The organism is Blastococcus sp. URHD0036, assembly GCF_000701365.1.
GTDB lineage: Bacteria > Actinomycetota > Actinomycetes > Mycobacteriales > Geodermatophilaceae > Trujillonella.
Genome location: NZ_JNIK01000011.1, coordinates 1 through 14,009, shown reverse-complemented (window position 1 = coordinate 14,009; position 14,009 = coordinate 1). Strand labels below are relative to the sequence as shown.

At 73.0% G+C, this 14,009-nt stretch carries 17 protein-coding genes; all 17 read right to left on the bottom strand.

The window, feature by feature from the left end; all coding sequences use genetic code 11:
* Position 1: 1 nt before the first annotated feature.
* A complete protein-coding gene (locus tag N555_RS0107065) occupies positions 2–283 on the bottom strand; it encodes a flagellar FlbD family protein (RefSeq protein ID WP_029430793.1) in 282 nt (93 codons plus the stop codon).
* Positions 284–471: 188 nt separating this feature from the next.
* Positions 472–1,707 (bottom strand): flagellar hook protein FlgE, encoded by a 1,236-nt coding sequence (locus tag N555_RS0107060; RefSeq protein ID WP_029430792.1) that lies wholly within the window; start codon positions 1,705–1,707, stop codon positions 472–474.
* A 48-nt stretch (positions 1,708–1,755) separates the two neighbouring features.
* The gene (locus N555_RS0107055; RefSeq protein ID WP_029430791.1) at positions 1,756–2,178 is read right to left on the bottom strand and encodes a flagellar hook assembly protein FlgD; all 423 of its coding nucleotides are present in this window, start codon (positions 2,176–2,178) and stop codon (positions 1,756–1,758) included.
* Between the two features lie 15 nt (positions 2,179–2,193).
* Positions 2,194–3,486, bottom strand: coding sequence for a flagellar hook-length control protein FliK (locus N555_RS0107050; protein ID WP_029430790.1), 1,293 nt, complete (start codon positions 3,484–3,486; stop codon positions 2,194–2,196).
* Entirely contained in the window at positions 3,483–4,454 is a 972-nt protein-coding gene (locus N555_RS0107045; RefSeq protein ID WP_029430789.1) for a lytic transglycosylase domain-containing protein, read from the bottom strand. Before N555_RS0107045 ends, N555_RS0107050 begins: the two co-directional genes overlap by 4 nt.
* Positions 4,442–4,912, bottom strand: coding sequence for a flagellar export protein FliJ (locus tag N555_RS0107040; protein WP_051683822.1), 471 nt, complete (start codon positions 4,910–4,912; stop codon positions 4,442–4,444). Before N555_RS0107040 ends, N555_RS0107045 begins: the two co-directional genes overlap by 13 nt.
* A gap of 13 nt (positions 4,913–4,925) precedes the next feature.
* The gene (locus tag N555_RS0107035; protein WP_029430787.1) at positions 4,926–6,233 is read right to left on the bottom strand and encodes a FliI/YscN family ATPase; all 1,308 of its coding nucleotides are present in this window, start codon (positions 6,231–6,233) and stop codon (positions 4,926–4,928) included.
* Positions 6,230–7,078 carry a FliH/SctL family protein gene (locus tag N555_RS0107030; RefSeq protein ID WP_081866051.1) on the bottom strand — a complete coding sequence of 283 codons (849 nt, stop codon included), beginning with the start codon at positions 7,076–7,078 and terminating at the stop codon, positions 6,230–6,232. The genes N555_RS0107035 and N555_RS0107030 overlap by 4 nt, the downstream gene beginning before the upstream one ends.
* Positions 7,062–8,141: a flagellar motor switch protein FliG gene (gene fliG, locus N555_RS0107025; protein ID WP_029430785.1), complete on the bottom strand. Its 1,080-nt coding sequence runs from the start codon at positions 8,139–8,141 to the stop codon at positions 7,062–7,064. The genes N555_RS0107030 and fliG overlap by 17 nt, the downstream gene beginning before the upstream one ends.
* Positions 8,142–8,166: 25 nt before the next feature.
* Entirely contained in the window at positions 8,167–9,753 is a 1,587-nt protein-coding gene (fliF, locus tag N555_RS0107020; RefSeq protein WP_029430784.1) for a flagellar basal-body MS-ring/collar protein FliF, read from the bottom strand.
* Positions 9,753–10,094: a flagellar hook-basal body complex protein FliE gene (gene fliE / locus N555_RS0107015; protein ID WP_029430783.1), complete on the bottom strand. Its 342-nt coding sequence runs from the start codon at positions 10,092–10,094 to the stop codon at positions 9,753–9,755. The genes fliF and fliE overlap by 1 nt, the downstream gene beginning before the upstream one ends.
* A gap of 2 nt (positions 10,095–10,096) precedes the next feature.
* Entirely contained in the window at positions 10,097–10,495 is a 399-nt protein-coding gene (gene flgC / locus N555_RS0107010; protein ID WP_029430782.1) for a flagellar basal body rod protein FlgC, read from the bottom strand.
* A 1-nt stretch (position 10,496) separates the two neighbouring features.
* The gene (gene flgB / locus N555_RS0107005; protein ID WP_231502631.1) at positions 10,497–10,826 is read right to left on the bottom strand and encodes a flagellar basal body rod protein FlgB; all 330 of its coding nucleotides are present in this window, start codon (positions 10,824–10,826) and stop codon (positions 10,497–10,499) included.
* Between the two features lie 440 nt (positions 10,827–11,266).
* Entirely contained in the window at positions 11,267–11,614 is a 348-nt protein-coding gene (locus N555_RS0107000; protein ID WP_034509284.1) for a hypothetical protein, read from the bottom strand.
* On the bottom strand, positions 11,611–11,997 hold the full coding sequence (gene fliS, locus N555_RS0106995; protein WP_029430779.1) for a flagellar export chaperone FliS: 387 nt from the start codon (positions 11,995–11,997) through the stop codon (positions 11,611–11,613). Before fliS ends, N555_RS0107000 begins: the two co-directional genes overlap by 4 nt.
* A 61-nt stretch (positions 11,998–12,058) precedes the next feature.
* Positions 12,059–13,474, bottom strand: coding sequence for a flagellar filament capping protein FliD (gene fliD / locus N555_RS0106990; RefSeq protein WP_081866050.1), 1,416 nt, complete (start codon positions 13,472–13,474; stop codon positions 12,059–12,061).
* Between the two features lie 100 nt (positions 13,475–13,574).
* Positions 13,575–14,009 (bottom strand): flagellin (locus N555_RS0106985; RefSeq protein ID WP_255347343.1); only part of this gene is annotated, 435 nt, incomplete at its 5' end.

Here is a 14,009-nt window from a genome sequence, read left to right as displayed (position 1 = left end):
GTCAGCGCTCCTCTCGGATCGGGAAGGGCACCACGGACGAGTCGGTGGACTCCTGCTCGGCGAGGACCGAGCGGTAGGTGCCCCGGTCCATCTCGTAGGCGGTGGCGAGGATGCTCGCCCGGTACTCCCGGATCTCGGTGAGCACCTGGTCGACGTCCTCGCGGACGATGTACCGGGTGCCGTCGACCAGGAACACGACGGTGTCGGGGTGGCCCTCGACCCGCTCGATCAGGTCGGGGTTGAGGGCGAACTGCTCCCCGTTCAGGCGCGTCACTCGGATCACGGGTCTGACCTCTTGCTCGATCGAAGGGGAAGCAGCCGGTACGGCGCGTCCGCGCGGCTGTAGGAGATATCGGCCCTGGCCAGGAGGCTCTTGAGCCGAACACCGGTCGGCCGCCTCACCCCTGCGGGGGAGTGGCGGCCCGCGCGCCGCCCGGCCCACCGTCGGGTGGGCGGGCGGCGCGCGGGAACTCAGCGCTTGAGGTTGACGAGGTCCTGCAGGACCTCGTCGGAGCTGGTGATCACGCGGCTGTTGGCCTGGAACCCACGCTGGGCGACGATCAGCCCGGTGAACTCCTCGGCGAGGTCGACGTTGGACATCTCCAGCGCGCCGGCCACGAGCGAACCGCGACCGCCGGCGTTGGCCTCGCCGATGGCGGGCTGGCCGGAGTTGTCGCCCACGCGGTAGGACGTGTTGCCGGCCTTGGCCAGGCCGGAGGGGTTGGCGAACGAGGCCATGGCGAGCTTGCCGATCGGCTCGCGCAGGTTGTTGGAGTAGACGCCCATGATCGTGCCGTCGCCGCTGAGGGCGATGGACTGGAGCGTGCCCATGGCGTTGCCGTCGATGTCCAGCGGCGCCAGCGCGGACTTGCCGCCGTACTCGGTCATGCCGCTGAGGTCGAGGGCGATGGTGCCGGGCCAGTTGTCCCCCGACACGCCGATCTCGAAGTCGGCGCCGCTGTCGGGCAGGCCGGTCGACGGGTCGAAGGTGAGGTCGGCGGCCGAACCGATGTCGGTCCCGTTCTCGCTCGCCTGCACCTCCCACGTGTTCACGTCCGTCTTGGTGAACTTCAGCGTGATCTGGTGGGCGGTGCCGAGCGAGTCGTAGGAGGTGACCTGCGTCTGCAGCTGCGTGGCGGGCACGGCGGGGGGGCCGGTGACCGCGACGACGGCCGAGGTCGACAGGTTGCCCACGATCGCGCCCTTCGTCGTCGCCGTGGGCGGCATGTTCTGCCCGAACGGCACCTTGAGGTCGCCGATCGCGCCGTTGGTGTCGACCCCGTCGGGACCGGCCATCCAGCCCTGCAGCACCGCGCCGTCGGGCGTGACGATCTTGCCGGAGGCGTCGTAGTCGAAGGACCCGGCGCGGGTGTACAGCTGCTCGTTGCCGGTCTTGGTCACGAAGAAGCCGTCACCGCTGATCATGAAGTCGGTGGCGCGGCCGGTGGTCTGCTGGGTGCCCTGCGCGAAGTTGGTCGTGATCCCGGCGACCTTGACGCCGAGACCGACCTGGGCGGGGTTCGTACCGCCGGCGGTGTCGGTCGGTGCCGACCCGTTGCGCATGACCTGCGAGAGCGTGTCCTCGAACGTGGCCTGGCTGCTCTTGAAGCCGACCGTGTTCACGTTCGCGATGTTGTTGCCGGTGACGTCGAGCTTGACCTGGTGGGCCTTGAGGCCGGCGATGGCCGAGTACATGGAGCGCAGCACGAGAGGGGTCCCTTCGGTGGCGGGTGGGGAGAGAGGTGGTGGCCTGGCTCAGTCGTTCGGGACGGAGATGGCGGAGAGGCGCCCGAAGGGCACGTCCTTGCCGCCGACGACGGCGGTCGGCTCGTCGTCCCCGAAGCGGACCGAGCTGACGGTGCCGGTCTGCGTGGCGCCGTTCTCGTCGGTCCAGCTGACGGTGTGGCCGACCAGCGCACCGGCCGACAGCGACTTCTGCAGCGTCACGAGCGACGCGTTCTGGGTCGCCAGCTCCTCGAGCTTCTCCACCTGGGTGAACGTCGCGGTCTGCGACATGAACTCGGTGGTGCTCGCCGGGTTGCTGGGGTCCTGGTAGCGCATCTGGGCGACGAGCAGCTTGAGGAACATGTCCTTGCTGTTCTGGTCGGTGCGGTCCACCGTGCTCGAGGCGCCGGACGTGGCGTAGGTGGCGCCCACGCCGCTGATCGGATCGGTCATCGGGGGTCTCCTCTCTCAGACCCGGACGTCGAGTCCGGACGACGGGGTGTGGGCGACGGGTGCCGGGCGGCCGCCGTCGGGGTCGGCGCCGCGCAGCCACGGGCGGCCGCGACCTTCTCCGGCCTCCCGGGCGGCCCGCTGCTGCTCGGCCTGCTGCTGCTGGGACGACGTCCAGCCGGTGCCGCTGTCCCGGCTGACGTCGAGCTTCGAGCAGGTCAGCCCCGAGGCCTCCAGGTCGCGGCGGAGGTCGGGCAGCGCGTCGAGGAGCGCGGCGCGGCCGGCCTCGGAGGCGTGCCGGAGCGTGAGGTCCACGCTGCCGTGCGACACCGTCACGCGGACCTCGACGCTGCCGAGGGTCTCGGGACGCAGCACCAGGGTCATCGTGTGGGTGCCGTCCGCGCCGCTGGCGAGCTGCGCCACCACCGGGGCGACCTGGGTGGCGACCGGGGCCGGTGGCGGTGCCGGGGCAGCGGGAGCGGTCGGGGCCGCGACGGTGCCGGCCGGCGCGGGCGCCGGCGGAGCGGCGAGCGGGCCGAGGGTGCCGGCGGGGCGCTCGCCGCCCTGGGCGTCGGCACCCGGCTGCTCCTGGCCGGGAGCGGCGGGAGCGGTCACCGGCAGGTCGGTCGGGCCGGCGACCGCCGGCGCGGAGGACCCGCCGGCGGCCGGCGTCGCGGTCGCGGGCTCCTCGGCGGTCGGTGCGGCGACGACCACGACCCCCGGCGGGAGCACCGCGGCCTGCACGATCTGCACGGCGGGTGTGGCCGCGGTCGTCGCGGGGACGGTCGGCGCGGGGGCTGCTGCGGGGGTGGGCAGCGCTGCGGCGGGAGGAGCCGCCGGCGCCTCGCCCGCTCGGGGGGTGACGGCGGAGACGGGTGCCGGGAGGGCCTCCGGGGCGGCGCCGGCCGCCGGCGCCACCGCGGTGAGGTCGACGGCGGGGACGGCACCCGGCACGGCGCCGGTCACGGCGGTCCCACCGTCGGCCGGCGTGGCGGAGGCGCCTGCCTGGGCGGCCGGAGCCGACGCCCCGGCGGCCATCGCGAGGGCGAAGGCCCAGGCGGCCGCGTCGAGGACCGGTGCGGTGTCCGGCGTCTCGTCGGTGGGGGCCGGCTCCTCCTCGACGGTCGCCACGGGGGTGGCGGGGGGATCGTCGTCCGCCACGGTGGCCGGCTTCTCGTCCGGGGTGCCGGGGTCGCCGGAGAGGGCGTCGTCGAGCGACTTCGCGAACCCGGGCGACGGGCGGGCCGCCGATGCCGGCGGGGTCGCCGCCGGCGCGATCGGCAGCAGCGGGGTGAGGGTGGGAGCTGTCATGAGTACGCCTCCGCGGCGCTGAGGACCTTGGACACGTACGACTGGGTCTCCGGGTACGGCGGGATGCCCCCGGAGCGCGAGACCGCGCCCGGCCCGGCGTTGTAGGCGGCCACCGCGAGGCTGGTCGAGCCGAACTGGTCGGTGAGCTGGCGTAGGTAGCGGGCCGCTCCGTCGATGGCCGACGCCGGGTCGGCCGGGTTCACGCCGAGGCCGCGCGCGGTGGCCGGCATGAACTGCATGAGCCCGGTGGCGCCGGCCGCGGAGACGGCCGCGGAGTTGAACCCGGACTCGACCTTCGCCACCCCGGCGAGCAGCGACGGGTCGATGCCGTGCTTCGCGCCGGCCGAGACGAACAGGTCGGAGTAGGGGACCCCGGCGAGACCGGCGCCGGAGGAGACCGCGGCGGTCGGCGCCGCGGCGGGGGAGTCGGGCAGCACGCGCCGGATCAGCGTGGGGTTCCCGACGGACTGCACCTTGACGACGTCGCCCTCCTGCGGCGCGGCGATCATCTTGCCGTCGCCGATGTAGATGCCGACGTGGTCGATGCCGGCCCGCGCGGAGGAGTTGTCGAAGAAGACGAGGTCCCCGGGGCGGGCCTCGGCCATGCTCGCGACCGGACGGCCGGAGGTGGCCTGCTGGGAGGAGGTCCGCGGCAGGTCGATGCCCAGGTCCTTGTAGACCCGCTGGACGAGACCGGAGCAGTCCAGGCCCGACGCGGGGTCGGTGCCGCCCCAGGCGTACGGCACGCCCAGGTACTTGCTGGCGGCCGCGACGACCTGCGCGCCGGCGGAACCGTCGCCGGCGCCGGGCGAGGTGCTCGTCCCGGTGCCCGACGTGCCACCGAGTCCCGCGGCCGCGGCCGCGCTCGACCACGCGGCGGAGGTCGACGGGGCGCGGGTGGCCGACATCATCAGGATCCGGTTCTGGATCTCTGCGACGCGTCCCTGGACGGCGGTCAGTCCCTCCACGTCTCCTCCTCTCCGTGTGCGGTCGGTCCGGTGTCGCGGGCGGAGTACCGGCCGGTCACCAGGTCGTCGACGGCCCGGGTCTCGGCGGCGTCCTCGGCGTGCCGCAGGGCCAGCTCGTGCCGGTCGCGCAGCTTCTCCAGCGCCTTGGTCTCCTGCGCGGCGGCTGTCCACCGCGTGCGCAGGAGCTCCGCGTGCTCGGCCGAGGCCTGGGCCGTGGACCGTGCAGCAGAGACATCGGCAGCCGCGGCCTGCGATGCGACCATCGCGGCGAGGAAGGTCTGCGGGGAGTGCGATCCGGTCACCGCCCAGGTGTGCAGTTCCCCGGCCAGCTGGTCGGCGCGGCGGACCGCGTCGCCGGCCGCCGTCTCCGCGTCGGCGTAGGCGCGGGAGGCGGCCTGCTCCGCCGCCTCCCGCACGCGCAGCACCGGCGCCAGCCGGAAGGCCTGCCGCTTGCCCATCAGACCCGGCCCATCAGGCGCTGGTCACGATCCCGTGCAGCCGGTCCCACGCCTCGGCGGTGCTGGTGGTGTCGTCCATCGACTGGCGCAGGAAGGCGTCCAGCGCGGGGGACAGCGCCCGGGCGCGGTCGACCAGCGGGTCGCTGCCGGCCTGGTAGGCGCCGATCTCGATGAGCTCCTTGACGTCGCGGAGCGAGCCGAGCAGCCGGCGGGCCTCCCGCGCGTCGGCCATCTGCGCCGCCGGCACGACGGCGCCGGCGACACGGGAGATCGACTCCAGCACGTCGATGGCGGGGAAGTGGCCGATGGTGGCCAGCTTCCGGGTCAGGACGACGTGCCCGTCGAGGATGGACCGGGCGGTGTCGGCGATCGGCTCGTTGTGGTCGTCGCCCTCCACCAGCACCGTGTAGAGCCCGGTGATGGACCCGACGGCGCCGGGCCCGGCCTTCTCCAGCAGCTTCGGCATCATCGCGAAGACGCTCGGCGGGTAGCCGCGGGTCGCGGGCGGCTCCCCGGCGGAGAGCCCGACCTCGCGCTGGGCCATGGCGGTACGGGTGATCGAGTCCATGAGCAGCAGGACGTCGCGGCCCTGGTCGCGGAAGCCCTCGGCGATCCGGGTCGCGACGAACGCGGCCTTGAGGCGGACCAGCGGCGGCTCGTCGGAGGTGGCGACGACGACGACGGTGCGGGCCAGGCCCTCCTCGCCGAGGTTCTCCTCGAGGAACTCCTTCACCTCGCGGCCACGCTCGCCGATCAGGGCGATCACCCGGACGTCGGCCTGGGTGCCGCGGGTGATCTGCGCCAGCAGCGTCGACTTGCCCACCCCGGAGCCGGCGAAGATGCCCAGGCGCTGGCCCTTGCCGACCGGGACGAGGGTGTCCAGTGCGCGGACGCCGACGGGCAGCGCCTCGTCGACCCGGCGCCGCGACAGCGCGTGCGGGGTCTCGCTGGCGAGGTCCACCCAGTGCACGCCGGCGCCGAGGGAGGGGCCACCGTCGATCGGGCGGCCCAGTCCGTCGAGCACCCGGCCCAGCAGCGCCGGCCCGACCGGGACCTGCAGCGGCATGCCGGTGGTGCGCACCGGGGCGCCGGACTGCACGCCCCCCAGCTCGCCCAGCGGCATGCAGGTCAGCCGGTCGCGGCCGACGGCGACCACCTCGGCGAGCAGCCCCTTGGCGCCGGGGTTGACCTCGACGAGGTCGCCGACGGCGGCTCCGACGCCCTCGACGCTCAGGGTCAGGCCCATCGCGCCGACGACCGACCCGGTCAGCAGGGGACGCGCGGCCACGCGGGCGCGGTCCAGCACGGTGGCGATGGTCATGCGCGCAGCGCCTCCCGGACGCGGGCGAGGGCGGTGCTCAGCCGGGCGTCGACCCGCCGGACGCCGCTCTCGGCGACCGCGCCGGCCCGCTCGACGGAGAGGTCGCCGACGACGGTGACCGAGGGCGGCAGGGCGGCCAGCGCCTCGGCGGGCACCTCCGCCAGGTCGTCGGGGTGCAGCCGCACGACGCTGGGGGCGTCGGTGGGCAGCAGGGTCATGGTCCGGCGCAGCGCGTCGACCCCGGCGGTGTCCACCGAGGCCAGCTCGCGGCCGAGCAGGTCCTCCACCAGCACCAGGACCGACTGCAGGATCTCCTCGCGGAGCACCTCGGCGGCCGGCACGGCGCTCGCCTCCAGCTGGGTCACGGCGGCGCCGAGCGCGGCGGTCGCCGACACCAGCCGGCGCTCCCAGCGGTTCTGCGCGTCGGCCATCCGCTGCTGCGCCTCGCGCTCGGCCTGCGCCAGAGCGCTGGCCGAGGCGGCGACGCCCTCCGCGTGACCGGCGGCGAACCCCTCCTGCTGCGCGCGGTCGCGCAGCCGGGCGAGCTCCTCGGCGTAGACGTCGCCCAGCCGGAGCACGCCCCGGCCGTTGGGCACCGGGACGTCGGCCGCGCGGCGGACGGTGGTGCGCCGCTCGATGACCTCCGGCTCCGGCCGCGCCTCCGGCACGGGGGGCCGGAGGCCGACCGGCGGGGCCAGCAGGACGCCGTCGGCCTGCCGGTAGGGCGTGGCGGCCTGCGCCGACGCACCCCTCAGCAGCACCGAGGTACCCGTGCCGCCGCCGTCCAGCCCCCCACCGCGGGCGTGCTGCGGGTGGGTCGGGCGTGCCTCAGGCGACGAACTCATCGTCCCCGCCGCGGTTGATCGTCAGGGTGCCCTGCTCCTCGAGCGTGCGGATGATGCCGACGACCTTGGCCTGGGCCTCCTCGACCGTCCGGGCGCGGACCGGGCCGAGCAGCTCGATCTCCTCGGCCAGGTTCTCGGCGGCCCGCTCGGAGAGGTTCCGGACGACCTTGTCGCGCACGTCGGGCCGGACGCCCTTGAGCGCGGTGGCCAGGTCGTTGGCCTCGACCTCGCGCAGCACCAGCTGCAGGGAGCGGTCGTCGATCGTGACGATGTCCTCGAAGACGAACATCTGCGCGCGGACCTGCTCGGCGAGCTCGGGGTCGGTCGCGTCGAGCCACTCGAGGATCGAGCGCTCGGTCGGCCGCGGCGAGCGGTTGATGATCTCGACGAGGGTCTCGACGCCACCCACGGTCGACATGTCCTGGTGGGCGAGCAGCGAGCCCATCCGCCGGCCCAGCTCCTCCTCGACGAGCCGCACCATCTCGGGGGTGGTGCGGTCCATCGTGGCGATCCGGTGGGCGACCGCGGCCTGCTGCTCGGGCGCGAAGCCCGACAGCACCTCGGCGGACTGGGCCGGCGTCATGTGCGCCAGCACCAGCGCGATGACCTGCGGGTGCTCGTCCTTGAGGAAGGTGACCAGCTGGCGGACGTCGACGTTGCGCAGCGAGGCGAACGGCACCTCGGTGTAGACGACGTTCAGCCGGGCGAGGATGCCCTCGGCCTTGTCCTCGCCCAGGCCCGCGGCGAGGATCTCGCGGGCGAAGTCGACGCCACCGCGGCCGACGAACCGCTGCGCGGCCATCATCTGGTGGAACTCGGTGAGGACGCCGTCGACGTCCTCGGGCGCGACCGTGTTGAGCTTCATCAGCTCGCGGGTGATCGCCTCGACCTCGCGCGGCCGCAGCTTGCCGAGCAGGACGCCGGCCTCGTCCTTGGTCATCTGGGCCAGGAAGACGGCGGCCTTGCGCAGCCCCGGCATGTCCGGGGGCCTCGGCGCGGGGGGCAGGGCGGGCAGGTTGTCCGGGGCGGCCCCGACCAGCTGCTCGACGCTCGCGATGCTCACGGCAGGGTCTCCTCGGTACGGGTGCTCATCGGGTCGGGACCTCGCTCAGCCAGCCGCGCAGCATCGCCGCGACCTCGTCGGGGCGCTCGCTGACCATCGTGGAGATCTCGCCGCGGACCCGGGCCCGCTCGGCGGCCTCCAGCTCCAGGGCGCGGTTGTCGATGACGACGGTCTCCTCGCGGGTGCTGGCCACGCGCAGGCGCTCCAGCTCCGCCATCACCTCGTCGTCGAGCTCGAACGGCTCGTCGTCCTCGTCGTCGTCCCGGCGGCGGCTGCGCAGCCAGACGATCAGGACGAGCAGGGCGATGCCCAGGCCGATGGCGCCGTTCTTGACCAGCGACCACATCTGCGCGTTCTTCTCGTCCTCGCGCGCCTGGGCCATCTCCGCGGCCGCCTGCTCGGCGGCCGAGGTGTCGAAGGGCATGGCCGCGACGGAGATGTCGTCACCCCGGGCCGGGTCCAGGCCGACCGCGTTGCCGATCAGCTCCTGCACCTGGGCCTGGTTCAGGGTGCCGGCGCGGGTGCCGTCCAGGACCACCGCCACCGTCAGCCGGTTGATCGCCCCGGGGGTGATCTCGGTGTTGGTCACGGTGGTGTTCACGGAGTTGTTCGCCGTGTTGGAGTCGGTCTGGTACGTCGAGTCGCCGCCACCGGTACCGGCGTCCGCCGTGTTCTCCGGTCCCAGCACGCCACCGACCGCGGCACCGCTGCCGGTGTAGCTCTCGCTGGTGTTCTGCTCGGAGACCGGGGGAGCGCCGCTGTCGCCGTAGGTGGTGGAGTTCTCCTGGGTCTGGTTCATGTCGACGTCGGCGCGCACCGACACCTGGGCGTGCCCGGGTCCGAGCACGCGGTCCAGGATGCTCTGGGCGTTGGCGGCCAGCCGGTTCTCGTAGTCGGTCTCGACCTGCGACCGGGCGTCGCCGGCGGCGGCGGTCACGCCCTGGCCCGCGGCCGACAGCAGCTGTCCGCTGGTGTCGGAGACGGTGACCTGCTCGGGGGACATCCCCTCGATGCTGGAGGAGACCAGGTTGGTCACCGACTGGATCTGCTCGCCGGACAGCTGCGTGCCGGGAGACAGGTCGAGCATGACCGAGGCGGTGGGGTCGCTCTCGTCGGTGGCGAAGACCTCGTCCTCGGGCAGGGCCACGTGCACGATGGCCTGCTGGACGCCGTCCAGGGACTCGAGCGTGTTGGCCAGCTCGCCCTCGATCGCCCGCTGGTAGGTCTTCTGCTGCTGGAACTCGCTGGTGGTGATGCCCTGCTCGTCCAGCAGCGCGTACCCGGTGTCGTTGCCGGCCGGGAGGCCCTTGCCGCTCATGGCCAGGCGCAGGTCGTACACCTGGTCCTGGGCCACGAGGATCGTCTGCCCGCCGTCGGCCAGCTCGTAGGAGGTGCCCTCGGCGTTGAGCTCCTCGACGATCGCCGAGGCGTCGGAGGAGGCCAGGTTGCTGAACAGCGGCGCCATGGTCGGCGTCGTGATCCAGTTGTAGAAGAAGAACCCGCCGAGCCCCAGCGCGGCGACGAGCAGGCCGATGACGACCTTCTGCCCGAGACTGATCGTCTCCAGGGCGGAGCGCAGCCGCCCCAACGGGCCGGCGAGGACGGCGGGCATCAGACAGGCATCCGCATGATCTCAGTGAAGGCCTCGACGGCCTTGTTCTTGATCGTCACGAACATCTCGGTGGTGAGCGACGCCTCCTGGGCGGCGATCATGTAGTCGTGCACGTCCTTGAGGTCGCCGGTGGCGGCCTGGACGGCGAGGCCGTCGGCCTTCGACTGCGCGCCCTGCACGTTGTCGATGGCGCCGGTCAGGATGTCGGCGAAGCCGTTGTCGCCGGTGGAGACCGGCGGCGCACCGGTCGCGGCGGAGGTGCCGCCGATACCGCCGATGCCGCTCATGTCGGGGGCGGTGGGGAACGAGGGGATCGAGATCCCGCCGATGGGGAGCGTCATGGTCAGCCCTTACCGAGGTTGAGTGCGGCCTTGTAGGCGTCCGTCGCGCGCTCCACCGAGGCGAGGTTCGCCTGGTAGCCGCGCTGCGCGATGATCAACTGGGTCATCTGCTCGCCGAGGTCGATGTCCGGGTACCGGACGTAGCCGTCCTCGTCGGCGAGCGGGTGGGTCGGCTCGTAGACCAGCCGGCCCTCGCCGGTGCCGAACTGGGCGCCGGCGACGCGGACGCCGCCCTCGCCGCTGCCGTAGTCGACGGCCTGCGCGACGACGAAGCGCTCCTTGAAGGCGTCGCCGTCAGTCGAGCTGACGGTGTTGATGTTCGCGATGTTGTCGGAGACGGCGTCCAGCCACTTGCGGTGCGCGTAGAGACCCGTGCCGGAGATGTTGAGGGCGTCGAACACGTCACTGCGTCCTGAGGGCCGAGCGCAGCAGGCCGTACTTGCCGTCGAGGGCGTTGAGCGCCAGCTGGTAGCGCAGCCCCGTCTCGGTGGCCGTGACCGTCTCGGCGTCGAGGTTCACGTTGTTGCCGTTGGTGTTCGTCGGCTCCAGCGAGCGCGCGATCGAGCCACCGCCGACGCGCGGCGACTTCCCGTGCGCCAGCTCGCTCTTCAGCGTCGACTCGAAGTCGGTGCGCCCGGCCAGGTAGCCCGGCGTGTTGATGTTCGCGATGTTGTCGTTGGTGACGCGCTGCCGCTGCGCGAGCCCGGAGAGGGCCGCGTGCAGCGTCGTCATGGTGACGTCGCCGATCATCGGGCAGCGCGCAGACGCTCGGTGCACTCGCCGGCACAGCGCAGGCGGGCAGGACGGCAGGACACGACGGGCCTCCGGGTACGCAGAAGACACTCGCGAGCGAGTGGGGGGCCGCCGATCCGTGGCGAGAGTGGTGCTGTCCGTGCAAGGAGGACATCGGCAGTCCGGCCTGCGCGGATGACCTCGCGTCCGCCACTCGGGTGACGTGCGGGGCGCCCGGTCCGCACGGGCCGCGCGAGTGTGCCGGTGCTGCTGTGACGTGCGTGCCTCGGAGCACTTCGCGCGCGAAGTCCTCCTCCTCGGCGACCCTCGCGCGCGAGTGGCCCGGAACGCCGACGACCGGGCCCGCCTGGTGGCGGACCCGGTCGTGGGGGAGTGCGGAGGAGATCTGTGGGCGTGACGCCCGCGGATCTTCTCCGGTGCTAGAGGGCGCGGTCGACGAATGCGGCGACGGGGCGCGTGCGGGCGTAGGACATCCGCGCGGCGAGGTCGCGCTGCTGGCGGGACTGCAGGATCCGCTCGGCGAGCTCCTCGGCGACGGCCAGCTGGTGCTGCAGCAGTCGTGCGGCCCGCTCGCGCAGGTCCATGGGCAGCGGCCCGATCGCGGTCGGGGGCTCCCAGTCGCCGGTGCGCCGGCCCCAGGCGGCGATCTCCTCCGCCCGCCCGCCGCTGAGCGACTGCTGGGCCGCGAGGACCTCGCCCTCCATCTCCTCGAGGACCGTCGCCCAGTCTCCGGACGACGCCTCGGGGGCGGGGCGGTCGGCGGTCATGCCGAGGCCGCGGCCAGGGTCGTGGCCGCCTGTCGCCAGGCGTCCCGGAGCGGCTCGACCACCTGGAGACATGAGGCCACGCGGTTGCGGTCGCACTTGACGTTGGCCTGGACCAGCTCGGTCATCAGCCAGCTGTACAGGGAGGCCAGGCGGGGGCCGCCCTCCCAGGCCTCGACGACCAGGCTGCTGCGCAGTTCGAGCACGATGTCCTGCGCGTGCGTGAGCTGCTCGCTCGCCGTCTCGCGGTCACCGGCCTCGAGCGCCGTTCCGGCGCGGGCGAGGTCGAGGGCCAACCGGTCGTAGAGCATGACCAGCAGCTGCTGCGGCGAGGCGGTGGTGACGGCGTCACCGAGGTAGCGCGCGCGGAGGGAGGCGGTGCTCATCGGGAGGTACTCCAGGGAGTCAGCGTGACGGGGAGGTCAGACCCTGAGGTCGGGACGATGGTCAGGACTTGGCCGACTGGGACCAGGAGGGCAGGCCGGCGATCTGCGAGCTCAACCAGGAGGCCTGGTTCTGCATCGTGCCCAGCGCCTTCTCCATGGCGGTGAACTGCGCCGTGACCGTTGCGCGGCGGAGCTCCAGCCGGATGTCCCAGTTGGCGATGCGGTCCGTCAGGTCCCTCGCCAGCGTGTCCTGGCTGGTGGCGAGCAGGACCAGTGAGCCGGTCGTGGTGTCCGACGCCGACTTGGCCAGCGCCTCGAGCTGCGCGGCGATGCCCACCGGAGCCGTGACGTCGTCCGCGTTCCCGGCGACGCCGTCGATGCCCGTGGAGACCAGGTTCGTCTTGCTGAACAGATCGCGGACGACCGCAGGGTCGCTGGCCAGCTTCGCGGTGAACTTCGCCTTGTCGAAGGTGAACTTGCCGTCGCGGGTCAGCTGCAGGCCGGCCACCGAGGCTGAGGTCCCCCCGACCGCGTTGGACACGATGTCCAGGATCCGTCCGGCGAGGTCGCGCAGCGTGCTGTCGCCCTTGAGCAGGGCCGTCTCGCTCTTCGTGTCGGTGTACGACGTCACCGAGTCGAGCAGGCCGTTCGCCGTGTCGACCAGCGCCTGCACCTTGCCGGCGACCGCGTCGGGGTCCCGCGCGACGGTGACGGTGGCGGTCTCGCCCGCCTTGCTGACCGTGATCGAGCTGTCGGGGAGCAGCCCCGCGAAGGTGTTGGTGGTGGAGACCACGGAGAAGGACCCGGGCCCGGATCCGATCACGAGCTCGGCGTCGGCGGCCTCGGTCAGGGTGGTGAAGCCGGCGCCGCCGCCGAGCTCGAACTTGCCGGCCGCGCCGGAGGTCTTGGTGGCGACCTGGAGCCGGTAGGTGTTCGGGGCGACCTGGACCAGGTTGGCCGTGAGACCGAGGTCGGTGCGGGCGTTGATCGCCGCGGCAGCCTCGGTGAGGTCTGTGGTCCCGCTGCCGTCGGTGTCCAGGTCGATCGCCGGCATCGCCGCGCCGTTCACCGAGACCGTGAGGCTGGTGGCGCCGAAGTCGACGTCCTTCGCGGTCTGCCCGGCGGGCACGGTGAACGTGGCGTTGCTGCGCTGGGAGTGCGCGGCGGCGAGCGTGTCGACCGTGAAGGTGACCGACCCGGCGGCGGCACCGGCACCGGCCGAGGCGGCGACGGTGCTCGAGGACGACGTCGCCTTGGCCGCGTTCCAGGTGGCGTCGTTGCCCAGGGCCGCGGCGGCGGTGCGCAGGGCCTCGAAGCGGGTGTTGACCGCCCGATACGCGGCGGCGTCGGCCTTGGTGGCCGACAGCTGCTTGTTCAGCAGCGTCTGCGGGTTGGCCTCGACCTGCATCAGCTGGTCGATCATCGTCGCGTAGTCGATGCCCGAGATGAGGCCCGTGTTCACGCTCATGCCTGCCATGCGGGTTCCTCCGTCTCGGGGGGCAGTGCCGTCGGGACCAGCGAGGGGGGAGGCGGTGTGCCTCCCCCCTCACCGGGTGGTGCCGAGGTGGTGCGGTGGATCAGCCCAGCAGCTTCAGGATGCCCTGCGGGGCCTGGTTGGCCTGGGCCAGCATCGCGGTGCCGGCCTGGCTCAGGATCTGCGTGCGGGTGAAGTTGGTCATCTCCTGGGCCATGTCGGTGTCGCGGATGCGCGACTCCGACGCGGACAGGTTCTCCACCGACACGTTGAGGTTGTTGATGGTGTGCTCGAACCGGTTCTGCAGCGCACCCAGGTTGGCCCGGGTGGTGGAGACGGTGCTGATGGCGGAGTCGATGGCGCTGATGGCCGCGCTCGCGCCGGAGGCAGCCGCGGCGTTGAACGTCGCGGTGCCGGTCACGCCGGCACCGGCGATGACCAGGTCGGTGGTGATGGACCCGGTCGGGCCGTTGGACTTGATGGCACCGAACTGGTCGACCTTGACGGTGAAGCCGGAGCCGTTGAGCTCCTTGTCGAA